At 63.7% G+C, this 17819-nt stretch carries 15 protein-coding genes and 1 pseudogene; 6 read left to right on the top strand and 10 right to left on the bottom strand.

Features of this window, described 5'->3' with window-relative positions; translation table 11 throughout:
• Positions 1-5: 5 nt before the first annotated feature.
• Positions 6-1964: a SpoIIE family protein phosphatase gene (locus tag MB901379_RS16710; RefSeq protein ID WP_158017645.1), complete on the top strand. Its 1959-nt coding sequence runs from the start codon at positions 6-8 to the stop codon at positions 1962-1964.
• A 63-nt stretch (positions 1965-2027) separates the two neighbouring features.
• Here the strand turns inward: MB901379_RS16710 and MB901379_RS16715 are convergent, their stop codons facing one another.
• Both MB901379_RS16715 and MB901379_RS16720 read right to left on the bottom strand, forming a co-directional pair.
• On the bottom strand, positions 2028-3263 hold the full coding sequence (locus MB901379_RS16715; protein WP_158017646.1) for an acyl-CoA dehydrogenase family protein: 1236 nt from the start codon (positions 3261-3263) through the stop codon (positions 2028-2030).
• Positions 3260-4402: an acyl-CoA dehydrogenase family protein gene (locus MB901379_RS16720; RefSeq protein ID WP_174237038.1), complete on the bottom strand. Its 1143-nt coding sequence runs from the start codon at positions 4400-4402 to the stop codon at positions 3260-3262. The genes MB901379_RS16715 and MB901379_RS16720 overlap by 4 nt, the downstream gene beginning before the upstream one ends.
• A 195-nt stretch (positions 4403-4597) precedes the next feature.
• Here MB901379_RS16720 and MB901379_RS16730 point away from each other — a divergent pair, with 195 nt between their 5' ends.
• From MB901379_RS16730 to MB901379_RS16745, 4 genes are all read left to right on the top strand, one after another.
• Complete coding sequence (locus tag MB901379_RS16730; protein WP_158017649.1) at positions 4598-5404, top strand: hypothetical protein; 807 nt, start codon at positions 4598-4600, stop codon at positions 5402-5404.
• Positions 5401-6060 carry a hypothetical protein gene (locus tag MB901379_RS16735; RefSeq protein ID WP_158017650.1) on the top strand — a complete coding sequence of 220 codons (660 nt, stop codon included), beginning with the start codon at positions 5401-5403 and terminating at the stop codon, positions 6058-6060. Before MB901379_RS16730 ends, MB901379_RS16735 begins: the two co-directional genes overlap by 4 nt.
• A gap of 215 nt (positions 6061-6275) precedes the next feature.
• Positions 6276-7511 carry a cytochrome P450 gene (locus MB901379_RS16740; protein ID WP_158017651.1) on the top strand — a complete coding sequence of 412 codons (1236 nt, stop codon included), beginning with the start codon at positions 6276-6278 and terminating at the stop codon, positions 7509-7511.
• Positions 7508-8665: a Zn-dependent alcohol dehydrogenase gene (locus MB901379_RS16745; protein ID WP_158017652.1), complete on the top strand. Its 1158-nt coding sequence runs from the start codon at positions 7508-7510 to the stop codon at positions 8663-8665. Before MB901379_RS16740 ends, MB901379_RS16745 begins: the two co-directional genes overlap by 4 nt.
• Positions 8666-8731: 66 nt before the next feature.
• Here MB901379_RS16745 and MB901379_RS16750 read toward each other — a convergent pair whose 3' ends face one another.
• Genes MB901379_RS16750 through MB901379_RS16760 form a run of 3 tightly spaced genes read right to left on the bottom strand, consistent with a single transcriptional unit; the run spans position 8732 to position 11823 of the window.
• Positions 8732-9562 carry an SDR family NAD(P)-dependent oxidoreductase gene (locus tag MB901379_RS16750; protein WP_158017653.1) on the bottom strand — a complete coding sequence of 277 codons (831 nt, stop codon included), beginning with the start codon at positions 9560-9562 and terminating at the stop codon, positions 8732-8734.
• Between the two features lie 6 nt (positions 9563-9568).
• Positions 9569-10804 carry a cytochrome P450 gene (locus MB901379_RS16755; RefSeq protein ID WP_158017654.1) on the bottom strand — a complete coding sequence of 412 codons (1236 nt, stop codon included), beginning with the start codon at positions 10802-10804 and terminating at the stop codon, positions 9569-9571.
• Positions 10801-11823: an LLM class F420-dependent oxidoreductase gene (locus MB901379_RS16760; protein WP_158017655.1), complete on the bottom strand. Its 1023-nt coding sequence runs from the start codon at positions 11821-11823 to the stop codon at positions 10801-10803. The genes MB901379_RS16755 and MB901379_RS16760 overlap by 4 nt, the downstream gene beginning before the upstream one ends.
• A gap of 85 nt (positions 11824-11908) precedes the next feature.
• Here MB901379_RS16760 and MB901379_RS16765 point away from each other — a divergent pair, with 85 nt between their 5' ends.
• Positions 11909-13405 (top strand): acyl-CoA carboxylase subunit beta, encoded by a 1497-nt coding sequence (locus tag MB901379_RS16765; RefSeq protein ID WP_158017656.1) that lies wholly within the window; start codon positions 11909-11911, stop codon positions 13403-13405.
• Here the strand turns inward: MB901379_RS16765 and MB901379_RS16770 are convergent.
• From MB901379_RS16770 to MB901379_RS16790, 5 genes and pseudogenes are all read right to left on the bottom strand, one after another.
• On the bottom strand, positions 13395-14036 hold the full coding sequence (locus MB901379_RS16770; RefSeq protein ID WP_232021887.1) for a carboxymuconolactone decarboxylase family protein: 642 nt from the start codon (positions 14034-14036) through the stop codon (positions 13395-13397). The genes MB901379_RS16765 and MB901379_RS16770 overlap by 11 nt on opposite strands.
• A gap of 25 nt (positions 14037-14061) precedes the next feature.
• Entirely contained in the window at positions 14062-14955 is an 894-nt protein-coding gene (locus MB901379_RS16775) for an SDR family NAD(P)-dependent oxidoreductase (protein WP_158017658.1), read from the bottom strand.
• 98 nt (positions 14956-15053) lie between these two features.
• Positions 15054-16100, bottom strand: coding sequence for a TIGR03857 family LLM class F420-dependent oxidoreductase (locus tag MB901379_RS16780; protein WP_158017659.1), 1047 nt, complete (start codon positions 16098-16100; stop codon positions 15054-15056).
• Positions 16097-16474, bottom strand: a pseudogene (locus MB901379_RS16785) (nuclear transport factor 2 family protein). The gene MB901379_RS16780 and the pseudogene MB901379_RS16785 overlap by 4 nt, the downstream one beginning before the upstream one ends.
• Positions 16471-17556 carry an alpha/beta fold hydrolase gene (locus tag MB901379_RS16790; protein ID WP_158019258.1) on the bottom strand — a complete coding sequence of 362 codons (1086 nt, stop codon included), beginning with the start codon at positions 17554-17556 and terminating at the stop codon, positions 16471-16473. The pseudogene MB901379_RS16785 and the gene MB901379_RS16790 overlap by 4 nt, the downstream one beginning before the upstream one ends.
• Positions 17557-17819 lie beyond the last annotated feature (263 nt).

Here is a 17819-nt window from a genome sequence, read left to right on the forward strand (position 1 = left end):
GCCACATGGCGGCCGAGATGGACTGGGACAAGCTGGTCGGCGCGGCACAAGACGTACGGCGAATCTTCGAAAACGCGCCCGCCATGCTGGTGGGCCTGGAAGGGCCGGACCATCGCTTCATCGCGGCAAACGCCGCATATCGGGCCTTCAGCCCAACATTTGTCGCCGTGGGTCAGCCAGCGCGCGAGGTCTATCCCGAGCTGGAGGGCCAGCAGATCTACCAGATGTTCGACCGCGTGTACCAGACCGGCGAAACACAATCCGGGGCCGAGTGGCGGCTGCAGGCCGATTTCGACGGGTCTGGGATCGAGGAACGCTTCTTTGACTTCGTGGTTACACCGCGGCGTCGGCCGGACGGATCGATAGAGGGCGTGCAGCTTCTCTTCGATGACGTCACCAATCGGGTGCGGGCACGGCTGGCCGCCGAGGCGCGGGTGGCGGAACTATCCGAGCGGTACCGGCACGTCCGTGAATCGGCCATCGTGATGCAGCAGGCGCTGCTGGCCCCGTCAGTGCCGGTCGTTTCGGGCGCCGACATCGCCGCACAGTATCTCGTCGCGGCTCAGGACACCGCTGCGGGCGGCGACTGGTTCGACGCGATGGCGCTGGGCGATCGACTGGTGCTCATCGTCGGAGATGTGGTGGGCCATGGCGTCGAAGCCGCGGCCGTGATGTCGCAATTGCGCACCGCCCTACGGATGCAAATCTCGGCCGGCTACACGATCGGCAAAGCGCTCGAGGCACTGGACGATTTCCACCAGCAGGTGCCCGGCTCCAAGTCGGCGACGATATGCATCGGCTCCCTCGACCTGGCCACCGGAGAGTTCCGTTACTGCACCGCCGGGCACCCGCCACCGATGGTGGTGACCGCCCAGGCCAAGTCGCGCTACGTCGAGCCGTCGGGCGGGGGTCCGTTGGGAAGCGGCAACGGGTTCCCGGTGCGCACCGAGATGCTGGGCGTGGGCGACTCGATCCTGCTGTACACCGATGGCCTGATCGAACGGCCCGGCCGGCCGCCAGGCGCGAGCACGGCAGAGTTTGCCGACCTGGCCGCAACCATTGCCAGCGGCGGCGGCTTTGTCATCGATGCGCCATCCCGACCTATCGACCGCCTGTGTTCTGAGACCCTCGAGCTGCTGCTCCGATCCACCGGTTACAACGACGATGTCACACTCCTGGCGGCGCAGCGCCGCATCCCGGTGCCGCCGCTGCACATTACCGCGGATGCGAACATTCGCGCGGCCCGGGCGATTCGCGCCCGGCTACGCGAATGGCTGTCGGAGCTGGGCGCTGATTTCAGCGATATCTCCGACATTGTCCACGCCATCTCCGAGTTCGTGGAGAACGCGGTCGAGCATGGTTACGCCACCGACGTTTCCGGAGGTCTGGAAATCCAAGCGGCATTGGGCGGAGACGGCAACCTGCGGGCATCGGTGGTCGACCATGGCACGTGGAAGGACCACCGAGAGGGAGAAGAGGGCCGGGGACGCGGACTGGCCATGGCCGAAGCCCTGGTGTCCGAGTCGCAGGTAACCCATGACTCGGGCGGGACGACGGCCACTGTGACACAAAGACTCTCGCGACCCGCGCAGTTCGTCACCGATGCTGCGGCGGGCCGCACCACGCGCTCACCGTCGATCGACACCGACTTCGTCCTTGTTTCCGAGGCGGGCCGCATCGTTGTCCGCGGTGACGTCGATGCCAATACCGCATCCACCTTGGACCGGCAGGTAGCCGTCGAAAGCCGTTCCGGAATAGCATCTTTGACAATTGATCTGAGCGCAGTCAGCCACCTTGGGTCGGCGGGTGTCAGCGCGCTGGTCGCCGCCCGCGAGCGGGCCCTCAAACAGGGCGGCGATTGTGTGCTGGTGGCACCACCCGGCAGTCCGGCTCACCACGTTTTGTCATTGGTCCAAATACCGGTGGTCAGCGGTGAAGCCGAGAACGTCTTCGCCGAAGACTAGATCACGACCCGCGATGTGGACCGGGCAGGCCCGGCGTCCGTGACGTACCGGTTCTCCGGGGAACTACCGCGAGCGTCCACGCCGCACCTGGTTGAAGGGCACGCCGCGATCGGCGGCGTACTCACGCGGAAAGTTGAGCACCCTTTCCCCAATGACGTTGCGCGCCATCTCCGTCGTGCCCCCGCCGATGGCCACCGACTGCCGAGCCAGATAACGCAATCCGGTCTGCAAACCTTCACCAAGCTGCCCGACAACACCGGCCGGTCCCGCGATGGCCAGCGCGGTGTCCATTTCCAAGGTCACGGTTTCAGCGTGAAACAGTCGTATCAGACTGCCGCCGGCGGGCGGTAATGCGCCGTCCCGAACGCTGCGATAGACGTGTTCGATCAGCTGCTCGGCCACCGCACGGTGCACCAGCGCCCGGCCCGCCATCTCACGCACCCGATCGCTGTCGGCCTGGCCGGTCGTGTGTGCCAGTTGGGCGTAGTCGACCGGCGTCGAGTGACCGCCCTCGCTGCCGGCGCCGCTGGCGAATTCCGAGCCCATGCCAACCGCACGCCGTTCGTGATACAGCTGTCGAGACGCCACCGACCAGCCCTTGTTCACCTCGCCGATCACCGCGTCGTCACCCACGTCGACCCCGTCGAGGAATTCCTCACAGAACTCGGTGGAGCCATTCACCTGGGTGATGCGCCGCAATGTGATGCCGGGGTGATTGATGGGGACCAGAAACATGGTCAGGCCGTCGTGTTTGGGTACCTCCCAGTTGGTTCGGGCCAGGCACAGGCCGTAGTCGGCGGCAAATGCGCTGGTACTCCAGGTCTTGGCACCGTTGATCACCCATCGATCGCTCTGGCGCTCGGCCCGGGTTATCACGCCGGCAAGGTCGGAACCACCGCTTGGTTCAGACAGCAACTGCACCAACACCTCCTCACCGCGCAGTGCCGCCGAGATGTGTCGTTGCTTCTGTTCCTCGCTGCCAGTGTCCAATAGTGTGGCGCAGCAGATGGTAAACGTCGGGGTATTGAGGATTAACGGCATCTCATAGCGCAACGACTCCTGGTCGAATGCCCGCTGATATTCGTACGGCAGACCCAGGCCGCCGTACTCTCGGGGAAAGCAGATCCCGGCGAATCCGCCTTCGTAGAGCCGCCTTTGCAGTTCTCGGGCGCGTTGCCAGCAGCCCTCGTCATCGCGCGATGCCGCCGGCGGGGACAGTGGATCGATTGGCGGCATATGGGCGGCCAGCCACTCCCTTGCCCGGCCGGCAAATTGGGCAACCGATTCGCTCGACGTCATTTCGCTGCCCTCTGGGCTTCATAGACCCTGAGGTTGTGTTCCTCCGGCGTGCCGAACATGGCGCGGTACAACGTAACTCGCCTCAGGTATAGATGCAGATCATGTTCCCAGGTGACGCCGATGCCGCCATGCAGCTGTACACAACTCTGCACGATCTGGCCGGCCATCTCTCCGACGTAGGACTTGGCGGTACTGGCCAACCGTCCCGCCTCCGGCGAGCGAGCGGCCACCTCAGCGACCGCTGCGATGGTGGTGGCACGGCAGGCTTCCACCCACATCTTCATATCGGCGAATTTGTGTTTGAGCGCTTGATATGACGCCAGCGGCCGTCCGAATGTGTGCCGGTCCAGCGCCCATTGCACGGTGAAATCAAAGACCGTCTGCACGATGCCGACCGCCTCGGCGCACTGCAGCACCTGGGCGATCTGACTCTGCCGGTCGACCAGCGCGGCGGTCTCGGTGGCGCTCCCCACCGCGGCGGAATCGGCCACCGCCACGTCGTCGAAATCCACCCGGGCGTACTGCTTGACAAGGTCTATCGACTGCTGCCCGGTGATCCGCACCCCCTGCGCATCCGTGGGGACCAGGAACTGGCGAACGCCGGAGTCATTTGGGCCGCATCGCGCGACCACCAACAGCATCGCGCTTTGCGCCGCGGCTTCCACGCGGTCTTTGGCGCCCCGGATACGGTAGCCGTTGCCGGTGGGGGTCGCCGTGACCGTAGGGTCCAGCGGGGCCCACTGCCGCTTCGGCTCACAAACCGCCCAGGAGGCCACCACTTGACCCGATATCAACGATTCGATCAAGCCGGCGTGCGCATGCCGATCGGCACTATCGACCAGCCCGGCAAGCACGGTGCTGACCGGATACAAGGGTCCGGGTGCCACGGTCCGACCAAGCTGTTCGGCGACCGCGGCCAGATCTTGAACGCCGTTGCCAGAGATACTCCCGCCGCCGAGTTCCTCGGGAACCAGCAGGCCGGTCCATCCAAGCTCAGCGGCTCGCCGCCACCAATTTGAGTCAAAGGACTTCCCCGAAGCGTGCAGCTCCCGGACATGCCGTAGCGACGCTTCTTTTTGCAGAAATGCGTGGGTGGTAGAGGTAAAGAGTATGTTTTCGGGAGAGTCGACAGCGGTCATGACGCCGGCCGGGCTTTCCCTGGGCATCCTTCGCCGCTGCGAGGGACAGCGGGGAAAATGTTCGGGTGGCTAGTCATCCGCCTGATCGGTCCTCGTTGAAGCGGAGTTCGCTGGCGACTCTGATGTTAGCAATGGCGTATACCGTAAGAGATACCGGAGTTCGGTCGATAATGATGGTGACGGGCTGTAACCGCGATGACTGAGACGAACGAACCGCACTCGGATTCGGCGACGTCGAAGGCCAACGCGATGGCGTTGGCGGCAGAAGCCGAAGCCGCCGAAGCGGAGGCGCTGGCCGCTGCGGCGCGTGCGCGTGCTCGCGCCGCCCAGTTGAAACGTGAGGCGCTAGAAATCGCTGAAGCCAACGGCGAGGAGTTCGACCCCGACCAGGACGACGCCGAGTACGAGTACGAATACGAGTACGTCGACTATGACGACTACGTCGCCGGCGACCAAGATGCCGAAACCACCGAGACCGAGGACGAAGAGACCGGCAAGCCCTTTTCCTGGCGAAACCGCTATTGGATCTGGCTGGCCACCAAGGTTGCCGCGATCCTCGTGATCTGCTGCTTTGCTGGGCTCAGCGCCTACTTCGTGTGGCAGCACCACGATGCCACCCAGCGTCAGCAACGTGCCGCGGCGTTCACCGAGGGCGCCAAGAAGGGCGTCATCAACATGATTGCGCTGGACTATCGAAAGGCCAAAGAGGACGTTCAGCGAGTAATCGACAGCTCGACCGGAGAGTTTCGAGACGAGTTTGCAGCAAGGGCAAACGATTTCACCAAGGTCGTCGAGCAGTCCAAAGTCGTCACCGAGGGAACGGTGAACGCGATAGGTGTCGAGTCCATGGATGGGCACACCGCTTTGGTACTCGTGTCGGCGACATCACGTGTCACCGAAGGCGGTGACGGCAAACAAGAACCACGTGAGTGGCGGCTCAGGGTAACCGTGACCGAGGAGGACGGACAATACAAGATGTCGAAGGTTGACTTCGTACCGTGACCGATGATGTGCGCGACCTTGACGGCGCCGACGCAACCGAAACCACCGAGATGGCCGCTATCGACCCCGAAGACGGCGACGATGCGGAGGTTTACGAAGAAGGGCCGGAAGCCGAATCCGACCCACCCAAACGCGACCTGAAACGGGACTTGTTGCGAATCAAGGTCAACGTGAGACCCCTGTCGGTGATTTTGACACTGCTCATCCTGATCTCCGGTGGCACGGCCGCCTGGCTGTACGTCAAGCTGTACCGACCGGATCAGCAGGTCGACCCTAGCGTCGAACGTGCCGCGGTCAGCGCGGCCTCCGACGGCACCGTCGCGCTTCTGTCGTACTCACCCGACACGCTCGACGAGGACTTTGCCAGGGCCAGGAAGCACCTGACCGGCGACTTCTTGGCCTACTACAACCAGTTCACCGAGCAGTTTGTCGCGCCAACCGCCAAGGAAAAGGCCCTCAAGACCAGCGCTCACGTGGTACGCGCCGCGGTATCGGAGCTGCACCCGGGCGCGGCGGAGGTGCTGATCTTCGCAGATCAGAGCACCACGAGTAAGGACCACCCCGAACCGGCGTTGACACCCATCAGCGTGGTGGTGAGTCTGGCCCGGGTCGACGGCAACTGGCTGATCACCAAATTCACGCCGGTGGCCAGCTAGGCCCGCCGGCAGCCGCCAGCTCGCAAAGGCCCGGTCCTCTTGGGCGACAACCGAATTTGCTGACGGCCAGCCTCTGACGTGGCCGAGGTAGCGCGGTGGTGGTTCCGGCCGCCGCACGCCATTGGGCTTAGTTGCTATTTATATTATGATAGCGACATTCCACTCGAGTCGGGCCCGCGTGTGCGGGCTTAACCGGTTGCCCAGGAGGAGCGCTGATGACACTGCGCACCCACCACCCCGGTCCCAGTGGTCAGGCCATCACTCTCGACCTGACCGGGGACACCAGCCCTTACCCATTCTTCGAATACATGAGGCGTACCGATCCGGTCTGGCATGGGGCGCTGATGGATCACGAACACCTGCCGGAGGAACTGCGGCCCAACGACGAGTGGGTGCTGTTCGATTACGACGGCGTGTTTCAAGCCTTCCGCGACGACCGCATCTTCACGTCGGCCGGCTACGACAAGACCATCGGATTGGTCATGGGCCACACCATCTTGGCGATGGGCGGCAAAGAACACCACGACCACCGAAACCTGGTGGCCAAGGCATTCCGGGCCACCGCACTGGAACGATGGGAACCCGTGGTCATCGGCCCGGTTTGTGACCAGCTGATTGACGAAATCAAAAACGACGGCCAAGCCGACCTGGTCACGGCACTGACCTTCGAGTTTCCCACCCGGATCATCGCCACGCTCCTCGGGCTGCCCCCCGAGGATCTCGATCTGTTCCGGCGGCTGTCGTTTGACCTGATCTCGATCCCCACCGATATCGTGGCGGGGTTGAACGCCGCCGAAGAGTTGCACGACTACTTCCTCGGTCAAGTCGAGCAGCGGCGCAGCAAAGCCACCGACGACATCATCGGGGACCTGGTCGCCGCCGAAATCGAGGGCGAGAAACTCGATGACGAGGCCATCATCGCGTTCCTGCGGCTGCTGCTGCCGGCCGGGCTGGAAACCACCTACCGCTCTTCAGGCAACCTGTTGTACCTGCTACTGACCCACCCCGAGCAGCTGGCAATGCTCCGTCAGGACCGGTCGTTGATACCCGTCGCCATCGAAGAGGGCCTGCGGTTCGAGACCCCGCTGACCATGGTGATGCGGACCACCACCGACGAAGTGGAAATTGGCGGCAAGACAATCCCACCCAACGCACAGATCGACCTGTGCATGGGGTCGGCCAACCGCGACGAAAGCCGCTGGCCCGACGCAAACACATTCGACATTCGCCGGCCGCGGCACGCGCACATCGCCTTCGCGGGTGGTATCCATATGTGTCTCGGCATGCACCTGGCACGCCTGGAAACCCGGGTGATGTTGAACAGCCTGTTCAACCGGGTCACGAACCTGGCGTTCGTCCCCGACGATGGCACCGGTGCGCAGTCCCGGATCATTGGACTTACCTTCCGCTCACCCAACAAACTCCCGGTGACATTCGACCCGGCCGCATGAGGAGCCGCGCGGCCATCTTGCACGACGTCGGGGGGCCTTGGTCCGTCGAGGAATTCGAGCTGGACGCCCCTCGCTCCGGGGAAGTTCTAGTCGAAATGGCGGCCGCCGGGTTGTGCCGCTCCGACGATCACATTCTCAAGGGCGACATGTCCGCCCCCAATGACGTTTTGCGATCGCTCGGTCGGCCAGCCATGTTTCCGACCATCGGCGGTCATGAGGGCTCCGGCATCGTTCGTGAACTCGGCGAAGGGGTAACCGATTTCGCTCCCGGAGACCACGTCGTGATGTCATTCGTCGCCGTGTGCGGGCACTGCCGGTGGTGCGCAAGCGGCATGGAGTACCTGTGCGACAAGGGCATTGGCACCTTGACTCCTGGAATGCCCACTGACGGAACATTCCGTCACCACACCATCGAAGGCCGCCCCCTCGGCCACATTTCGAAGATCGGCGCATTCGCCGAACACACTGTGGTGGCAACCAATTCGATCGTGAAAATCGATCCGCACTTGCCGCTGGTTCCGAGCGCGCTGCTGTCCTGCGCTATCCCCACCGGCTACGGCTCGGTGGCGAATCGGGGCGGGGTGCGCGGCGGTGACACAGTCGTAGTGATCGGTGCCGGAGGTATCGGTACCGGCGCGATCCAGGGTGCCCGAATCAACGGTGCGGCGCACATCGTCGCCGTTGACCCGGTGGAGTTCAAACAGAAATCATCGTTGCAATTCGGCGCAACGCACAGTGCGGCAACGGCGGCTGAGGCCGTCGAAGTGGTACGTGACCTGACCGACGGCGTCATGGCCGACGCCGTCGTGGTGTCGCCGTCCTTGATCACGGCCGAGGATGTCCGCGATGCGCTCAGCCTTACCCGCAAGGGCGGGATCTGTGTACTCACCGGCATGACGTCGCAGCTCACCCGCTCGGTCAAGATCGGGCTGCAAGACTTCATCCTGATGAACAAGACGTTGGCGGGCACCATATTCGGGTCGTGCAACCCGAACGCAGACATCTTCCGGTTAGCCCGGCTCTATCAGACCGGCCAGCTCCAGCTCGACGAGATGATCACCAGACGTTATCGCCTCGAAAACATCAACGATGCCTACCACGACCTGCTGAACGGTGAACTCATCCGAGGCGTAATCGACTTCGGCATTGCTTGAAGAGCCACCGTTTCGCCGGCGTTGGCATCGGCGTCACCGGTGAGCTTGCGCAGATATCCGACTACTTCAGTCGGAAAGTCTGGCCAGGGTGTGTTCCCATAGCTCGCGCGCACGACCGGGATCGTATGCAACGCGGTTGGCCTTCGCGATCCGGTGTCTCGAATAGTATTCGCCGGACTTCCAATCGATGCCGGGGGTGCTCGATGCCAGCCAGACCAATTGTTCGGCTCCCTGCTCCGCGGTGGCGGTGAACCGGGCGGTCACCGGCACGTGGTACTTCATGAAACCGAGCATTCGTGATCCCGATGCGTCACCGAAGTTGGAGTTGACGTAGCCCGGGTGAAACGTCGCGGCCGACAGTCCGCAGCCGTGATATCGGTGATGCAATTCCATGGTGAACAACACGATCGCCAGTTTGGTCAGAGCGTAGGCAACGCTGGGTCGATGTCGACCCGTATTCTCCAGGTCTTTGACAAAGTTCTTGGGAAGCAACGTCTGCGAAGAGCTGGTCGTGTTGACCACGGTGGCGCGGGAATCGACGAGCACATCCGCCAAGTGAGTGGTAAGCAGGAACGGCGCCAAATAGTTGACCTGATAGGTCTTCTCGTAGCCGTCGGCGGTGAATTCGATCGTTCTGGACATGCCGCCGGCGTTGTTGGCCAAAACGTCGATGCGGGAGTATTCCGACCGGATCTTGTCTGCCAACACCCGCACCTGTGCCAGGTCAGCGAAGTCGGCCACAAAATGGTCCGCACCCACTTCCGCGGCCACCGCTGTGGTCTTGCTCTCCGAGCGGCCCACCACGACCACGTTTTGGCCATTCCGACTCAGCCTTCGAGCTGCGGCCGCGCCGATGCCGTCACTGGCCCCCGTGATGACAATCGTCTTGTGTGTCATCGGCCCTCACTTGAACGAGTAGCGCACCGGCAGGTGCTTGAGCCCGCCGACGAACGTGGTCGCGACCCACTGCGGAACACCAGCCAGTTCGATAGACTTCAGGCGCGGCAACAGCTCGGTGAAGAAGCTATTAACCTCCATCCGGGCCAGCGCGGCGCCCATACAGAAGTGCACGCCATAGCCGAAGGCCACGTGCTTGTTAGGCTCGCGCCCTACGTCGAAACGAAACGGGGCCTCGAACACCTCCTCATCGCGGTTGGCCGACACGTAGGACAACAGCACGGACTCGCCTGCGGCGATGGGTATGCCGCGCACAGCGGTGTCTTTGGCTGCGGTGCGCATGAACTGCTTGACCGGAGTGACCCAGCGGATCATCTCCTCGGTGGCTAGCGGCACCAGGCAGAGATCCTCGCGTAGCCGCGCCAGCTGGTCCGGATTCTCGGTGAGCGCATGCAGACCACCGGAGATGGTGGCGCTGGTGGTGTCGTGGCCGGCGGTGGCAACTATCAGGTAGTAGGAGACCGTGTCGACATCGGACAGCGGCTCGCCGTCGACGCGAGCGTTGGCGATCGCCGAGGCAAGATCCTCGGTCGGATGTTCCCGGCGCGACGCGGTGACCATGTTGAAATAGCCGAACATGTCGAGCAGCGCCGGCAGCTGTTCTTCGCTGGTACTGCCGCGTTTGAACTCGCTGTCATCGCTGCCGAACAATTCCTGGGTCAGTTTCAGCATGCGGGGAAAGTCGACCTCGGGTATGCCTAGTAGCGACATGATGACGTAGAGCGGGTAGTTGACCGCGACTTGCTGCGCAAAGTCGCATTCGGGTCCTGCGGCCATCATCTTATCGACATAGATCCTGGCCAACTCGTCGATGCGAATCTTTAGGGCTCGCATCGCCTTTGGCCGAAACCAATCCGCGCCGATTGCCCGCACGACGCGGTGTCGCGGGTCGTCGAGATGGATCAGCGTGCGTACCCCGACAGCGGCCGCCTGCTCGTCCCCCTCAACGGTGGTCAAGACGGGCCGCGGCCAATTGGTGAACAGCATGTTGTCGCGTTCAATGCCCATGACGTCGGCGTGTCTGGTGATCGCCCAAAAGGGCCGGTAATTCGGTACCTCCACCCACGACACCGGGGTGTTGGCGCGCAGCTGGGTCAGCGCTGCGTGCAACCGTCGTTCGTCGGTGTACGCCAACGGATCTGCCAACAACTTGGCGGCGTCGTCTATCGTCGTGACGCTCATTGGCTCAACTCCTTCAGTGCGGCGCTAACACACTCCTGGGACGCAGCAAAGAAGATCGGTAAGACCCGATCGACCACGCCGGCACAACGACGGCGGACGGCGGTGGCGATTTCAGCGACCGGACCGACCACGGCAAAAGCTGTGAGCATCTCATCGTCAATCAGCGATCCCATGGTGCCCCACTCCCCTGCCAGGGACAGGCGTCGCAGTTCGGGCTGCAAGTCGCCCCAACCGTGCAGTTCGAGAACCTTCCGGTAAGCGGGCGTGGATCCATAGAACGCGATCCGCTCGCGGACGGCCGCGGTGGCGATTTCCAGTTCCGCGTCGTTTTCGCCGGTGGCCACCATGACCTCGCTCGACACCTCGAAGTCGCCGCGACTGCGGCCGGAGGCGGCCATGCCGCGCAGCAGCGCCGGCATGGTCACCTCATCGAGGTAGCGCCTGGACACCATCGGGTGACCAAGGTGGCCGTCGGCGACTTCGCCGCACATTTCGGTCATCGCGACACCGACGGCGGCGATGAAGACCTTCGGCGCCGGATAGGGCTGTGGCTCCGGGGTGAACATGGGGGTCATGATCTTGTGGGTGTAGAAGTCGCCCTCGAACCGAAGCTGGGTGCCGTTTTTCCAGGCTGACCAGATCGCGTGCAGCGCGGAAACGAACTCGCGCATGCGTCGCGCCGGATGGCCCCAGGGCATGCTGAATCGCTTTTCGATGTGAGCCTGAATCTGGGTTCCCAGGCCCAGGATGAATCGGCCCTTCGAGTAGGTCTGCAGGTCCCAGCCGACGTTGGCGACGGTCATCGGATTGCGGGCGAACGCGACCGCGATGTTGGTACCGAGCTCGAGTCGCGACGTGTGCTCCGCGGCCAGCAACAGCGGTAAAAACGGGTCGTGGCTGGTTTCGGCCGCCCAACCGCCGTCATAGCCATTCCGTTCCAAGGCGCTGACGGCCTCGACCACTCGGGCAAGCTGATTGGGGATGCCCCCGTCGATCTTGAGGCGGGGGCCGCTAGCCATGTCGGTAACTTTACAGTAAGCAATCCAGTATGCGGGCTTGCTCATCAGCGCGCGCGACCGGATCCCGACGAGGTAGGACAGAGGCATGACAAAAGCCCCAGGCTGGCAGGAAACGCTGGAGGATCTCGAGGGTCGCCGTCAGCACGCACGAAGCATGGGCGGGCCGCAGCGGCTCACCAAGCACCGCGAAAGCAACAAGCTGGACGCCCGCGCGCGCGTGCAGCAGCTGCTGGACCCTGGCACGTTCCACGAGCTGGGCACGCTGGTCGGCGGAGAGATTGCCGCCGACGCGATCATCGCCGGCACCGGTCGGATCAACGGCGTACCGGTGATGGTGGGTGCCGAGGATTTCACCACGCTAGCCGGGACCATCGCGCCGGGCAGCAATTCCAAGCGCTACCGCATCGCCGAACTCGCGGTGCGCGACAAGATCCCACTGATCATGCTGCTCGAAGGAGCCGGGTTCCGCCCCACCGGCGTGCATTACGGACGCACCCCGACCGATCTGCTGGCCCAGGCGCGATGCTCGGGCCGAGTTCCGACAGTTACCGCGGTGTTGGGCCCCTCGGCGGGCCACGGCGCCCTGGTCGCCCCGGTCTGCGACTTCACCGTCATGACCCGTCAGGGCGCGATCTTCACAGCCGGTCCACCCGTGGTCAAAGAGTCCACCGGAGAAGACATTTCGAAGGAGGACCTAGGCGGGCCGGAGGTGGCCTTGGCCAGCGGGGTCATTCACAACGTCGCCGATGACGACGCAGCGGCGCTGGACACGATCCGCCGCTATCTGTCGTATTTCCCGCCCAGCGCATGGTCGTATCCGCCGATGCTGCCCACCTCCGATGCGGCCGAACCGCGGCCAACGCCGGAGTTACTCGACATCGTTTCCCGCGACAATCGCCGCGTCTACGACATGCGCGCGGTGCTCGATGTGGTCTTCGACAGCCCGGACTGGTTGGAGGTGCAACCCCGGTTCGGTAGGGCGATCATCTGTGCGCTGGCGCACCTGGGCGGGCATCCCGTTGCGGTGGTCGCCAATCAACCCCAGGTGCTCGCCGGATCCATCGACGCCGACGCCGCCGACAAGGCCGCCCACTTCATCATGGTGGCCGACTCCTTCCATCTACCGATCGTCTTCCTCGCCGACAACCCTGGCATGCTTCCGGGCAGTCGGTCCGAGCGCGATGGCGTGTTGCGCAGCGGGGCGCGCATGTTCGCCGCGCAAACCGCCGCCACGACGCTCAAGCTGCACGTGACGTTGCGCAAGGCCTACGGCTTCGGGTCGATGGTCATGGGGCTGATCAGCTTCGACGACCAGGTAGCAACCTTCGCCTATCCAGGGGCGACGATGGGCGCCATGGGCGCCGCGGCACTCAGTCGCGCGTCGCACGCCGATGAGGACCTGTCAACCAAGCTGCGCGACGCCGAATTGCAAGCGTCGTATCGCTCGGCCGCGCACATGGGTTTCGATGAGCTCATCGACCCCAGGGAAACCCGTGACGGGCTGCTCGCGTCCCTGCAACGAGGTCTCTACAGCCGGCAGGGCGCGGCCGAACCGGTGACGCGCACGCTGATCATGCCGTGAGACCATCCAGGGCGCGATAGGCCCGCCACGACTTTGCGATGCCAAACTCGGCGACCAACAACAGCACGGCTTTAACTTGCTCACGGCCGGCACCCGCCGCGACCGCCAGTTCGACATGCAGCGCAAAGGATTCGTCCAGCGTCTGGTTCAGCACATCGGCGGCCAGGCAACTGAGCGCGCGCTCGCGCGGCGTCAGGCTGGCATCGGCGCCCCACCGCTGGTCGAACTGGTTGCCGAAGAACCGCGCGAAGTCCTCGTCGAGCCCTTCGAGTGTCGCGGCGATGGGCGGCGGCAGTGTCTGCGGTTCGACGGACTGAGCCGGCTCTTCACCCATCGGGCGCTGTTGGCGCAGCTGCTGCAGCGCGACCGCGGCCGTCGGGTATCCGACGTAGGGCGCCAGGTGGCGGATGCCCGCGGCGCACTCAGCCGGCGTCACGCCGTTGAAGCCCGCCATCTGGACGTGGGTGAGCAGCGGGAAACCCAGGTTCGCCGTGCACAGGTCGGCGGCCATGAACACGAAGCTCTTTTCGCGCATCGTGAGCTGCGGCAACGACCACGCGTGCTGACCAAGTTCAACGGCCATCTTTCCGAAGACGGGATCGAGCGCCTCCACCTGATCCTGGTTGGGCATCTTTGCTGCGTCCATTGCCGTCCTCCTAGGTCGCCTTGCGCGTTACCAGTGAACCCGGTTTTGGCAGCCCGAAAACCTTGCGGCGCAGGGCATCCAGAGCTGGTATGGGTAGCCACCGGGAAGCAGCGGCCATCATCCGGGAATCCTTACCGATCACGTTGCGCGCACGTGGACGTGACACGGTCAGAACCTTCAGGACCAGATCGGCCACGACCGTCGGTGGACTGCCCCGCCGTTCGCGAGTCAGCGCGGCCTTAACCATGCCCGAGTAAGACGCGCCGTACAGTTCGGCACCATGAGGGCCGAAATCGTCGATCGCGCGCGTCGCGTCGCGCTCGAGCTTGTCGGCGGCCCCCGAGTTGATGCTGGCCGGCTCCACAATCACTACCCTTATCCCCCACGGTGCGGCCTCTTGCCGCAAGGCATCAGCCAGCGTTGCGATCGCGGCCTTCGACGCGGCCAGCGGCCCCCCGAATGGTGGCGTGAACCGATCTCCGATCGAGGCGATGACCACGATGCGACCCACGGCGCGACGCAACAGCGGCAGAAACGCCTGCGTGACCGCGATCTGGCCGACCACGTTGACCTCCAATTGCCGACGCAGCGCATCCAGTGGCACAAGCTCAACCGGCCAGGCAACGCCAATACCGGCGTTGTCGACCAAGCCGTCTAGGCCCGAGTCGCCGACATGCTCGCCGACCACGCGCAACGCCGCTTCGATCTGGTCGGCCATGGTGACATCCATCAGCAGCGGGCTGAGCCGCCCACCCGGGCTGGCCGCCTGGAGTGCCTCACCATCGGCGGTCCGGCGCACACTCGCGTAGACGTGCCAGCCAGCCGCCGCGAGCCGAAGTGCCGTAGCCCGGCCAATGCCCGAGGATGCCCCGGTGACCACCACATGCTGACGTGTGCAATTCATCTACTTTCCCGCCAGCTAGATTGAGATCCAACGATTTTCGCGCAGCAAGAGCTACCAGCACCACCGGCTGAGTACTCACGCATCACGAGCAATGATACTTACGAGAGGTTCTCTCGATAAGCCGCGACAACCGGCTCGAGTTCCGTAGGTGTCGCGCCGTGCATGATCACAGCGTCTGCGCCGTAGTCGAACTCTTTGCGGATACGCTCCGCGCACTGTCGGGGGGATCCCGTGGCCGACGGCTCCAGCCATTCCTCGGGTAGCAAGGTGGCGATGTGCTCGATCTGCTCCGGTGTGGCCTTGTGGTCGATTCCGCCCGCGATCGATGTCACCACCTTGTCTTCACGGAGCCGTTGCAGCACAGCGGGATCCCAATTGTTGGTCCGCACTAGCAGATCCCCGTATCCCTGCAAATAGGTGGCCAGCCGCGCGACGGTCTTCTTCAGCCGCAGCCGCTGTGGAAGGTGGTCACCCACCGTCACGAAACATGACCATACTCGGACGTCGTCCCGGTCTCGGCCCGCCTTCTCGGCCGCCGACTTTACGGTCTCGACGCAGCGCTGCAACGTTTCTGGCGTAAAGTAAGTGTGCAATATTACGTCATCGAACACCCGGCCGCCGAGCGCGAGGGTGTTGGGACCGAAGGCCACCAGCGCTAATCTAATATCCTCGTCGAAGTCCTGATCCAAAGCCAATACCGGGTAGCTGCCCATCGGACCATCGTGATTGAGGATCACCTCACCATGCCAAAGACGGCGCATCACCCGCGCCCAGTCCTCCATCTGTGCGGTCGTCACCGCCGGTATGCCGAACGCTCCGTAGATAGCGGCGATACCGCGGCCGATGCCCAACGTAAAGCGTCCGGCCGACAGCCGGTGCATCGTCGTCGCCCAAGACGCGGTGATCAGGGGATGACGAGTGTTGTGATTGGTTGCGGCGGTGGCGATCTGCATACGGTTGGTGACCGCACATGCGGCCCCCGCCAGAGAGGACGCCTCCTTGACATTCCACCGCTCGGAGATGAATGCGGTACCGAAACCCAACTCTTCGCCCCGCCGCGCCTCGTCCATCAATGTCGACGGGCCCTCACCCCCGGCGCCAGCCAACAGGTAGTAGCCCAATTCGTCAAACGTGTGATCGCTCACTGCCATACTCCTTGCTGGTATCCACAGTTCCAGACTTCGCTGATCTCGCCGGCGACGACGCGGAACACCTCGATGCTGGCAATTTTGGTTTCGGTGCCATCGCCGCCGATGGCGGTCGCGTCGTAAACAATTGCCACGTGCTCACCGTGCTCACCCCCAACGACGACGTTCAAGTCGAAGTGCAACGACTCGAATTGTTGCCACATGTCGGCAACCCGTTGGACCGCCCGCGCGCGAGTCAGCACATGCATCCCTACCCTCATGTCGGATGACCTTGTCCGCGAACAGTTCCTCGGCCAATCCGATGTCGCATGCGTTCCAGACGAGGTTGTAAGCTCGACGAATTCGCGTGCGGTCCGGGCGACCGCGTTCACTGCGAACCCGCGCTTTCGGCGACCCCGCGCAGGAATCCTTCCGAAATCCGCTGGACACGTCGAGAAAACAGTTGGCCGACGTGGCCGCCGTCGTACCAATGCAGCTGACCACGCCACCGTTGCTGCAACTCAATCGCGGGCTCACGCATGGCCATCCGGTCATGCCACGCTCCCACAATGAGCCGACGATGCGGCGGTGGTGCCGGGTCGACGGCCAACGGATCGATCACCGAAGTCAATCGCGCCGTCGCCGGCGACTCCAAACGCTCGCGAAAACGGGCAGCAGAGTCCCCCCGCCGGGCCAAGTGTCGCGCGATCATCGAGTTGAGCCCCAGGATCGGGGTGTACAGCGCAACCGCGTCGACTTCCCGTTCCAGGTGCGAAACCAGGGCCGCGACCGGACTACCCATCGAAATGCCCGCCACCACCACGGCAGTGGCGTGTGGTCGCGCATAGCGCACCACGGCACGCACCTCCGAAACCGCGCGCATCATGCCGGCGACATTGCTCAACGGATCCATATCCGGGTAGCGCGGCCACTGGCGACGCCGGCTACCGTGGCCCGGCTGCACCGGCATCGCGATGTTGAAGCCGAGCCCGCGATGTACCCGATCGATGCGGGACAGCAACAGGTCCTCCGGGCCGCCCTGACCGGCGCCGTGTACCCACACCAGCCATGGCCGTGGACCATCGCGGTGCGTATAAAGGTGTACCACCGCCTTCGCCGGGCCACCCAGGCCATGCATCGCCAGTGCCGCCGGCAGTTCGGGATCATGCTCGAACGTCATCCGCTGGTAGCCGATACCCGCGATTCGTCGCTGACATATTGAGCGCACCAGCAACGGATTGGGGTCGGCATGCGCACCGTCGATGCCCAGTGCCGAGATTTCCTCTGCCGCCACGGCGTATCCGTCCAATGGGTTCATCATGGTAGGCAGGGTTGCCCCCAACAATGAAAAGCCGCTCAGGACAATCTCGTCCAGCACAACCTCCGCCAGCTGCCGTACCCCACGCGGCGTGGCCGGAGACCAACCGGTCGATTCGTTGAGTCCGGACACCGCCCGCGGCACTACCATGGCCATCTCCCGCACCAGGTCCCGAGCAAAACCCCAGGCACGCGTACTCGACGACACAGCCAATCACCCATCTCCGATTGAGTCTCTACTTCATCCTCTACTTCGACTTGAAACCTGTGCCCCGATTTCGTCGCCGGGACAACCCGGACGAACAGATGCCAAGCAGCTGAAATCTATACTGTAAGGAATTTAGTATTAGACGGCCGGCGCGGCGACATGCTCGCCCGCACCATGATTGCGCGAGCAGACACAGAATCGCACGCATAGAG

This window comes from Mycobacterium basiliense, from assembly GCF_900292015.1.
GTDB lineage: Bacteria > Actinomycetota > Actinomycetes > Mycobacteriales > Mycobacteriaceae > Mycobacterium > Mycobacterium basiliense.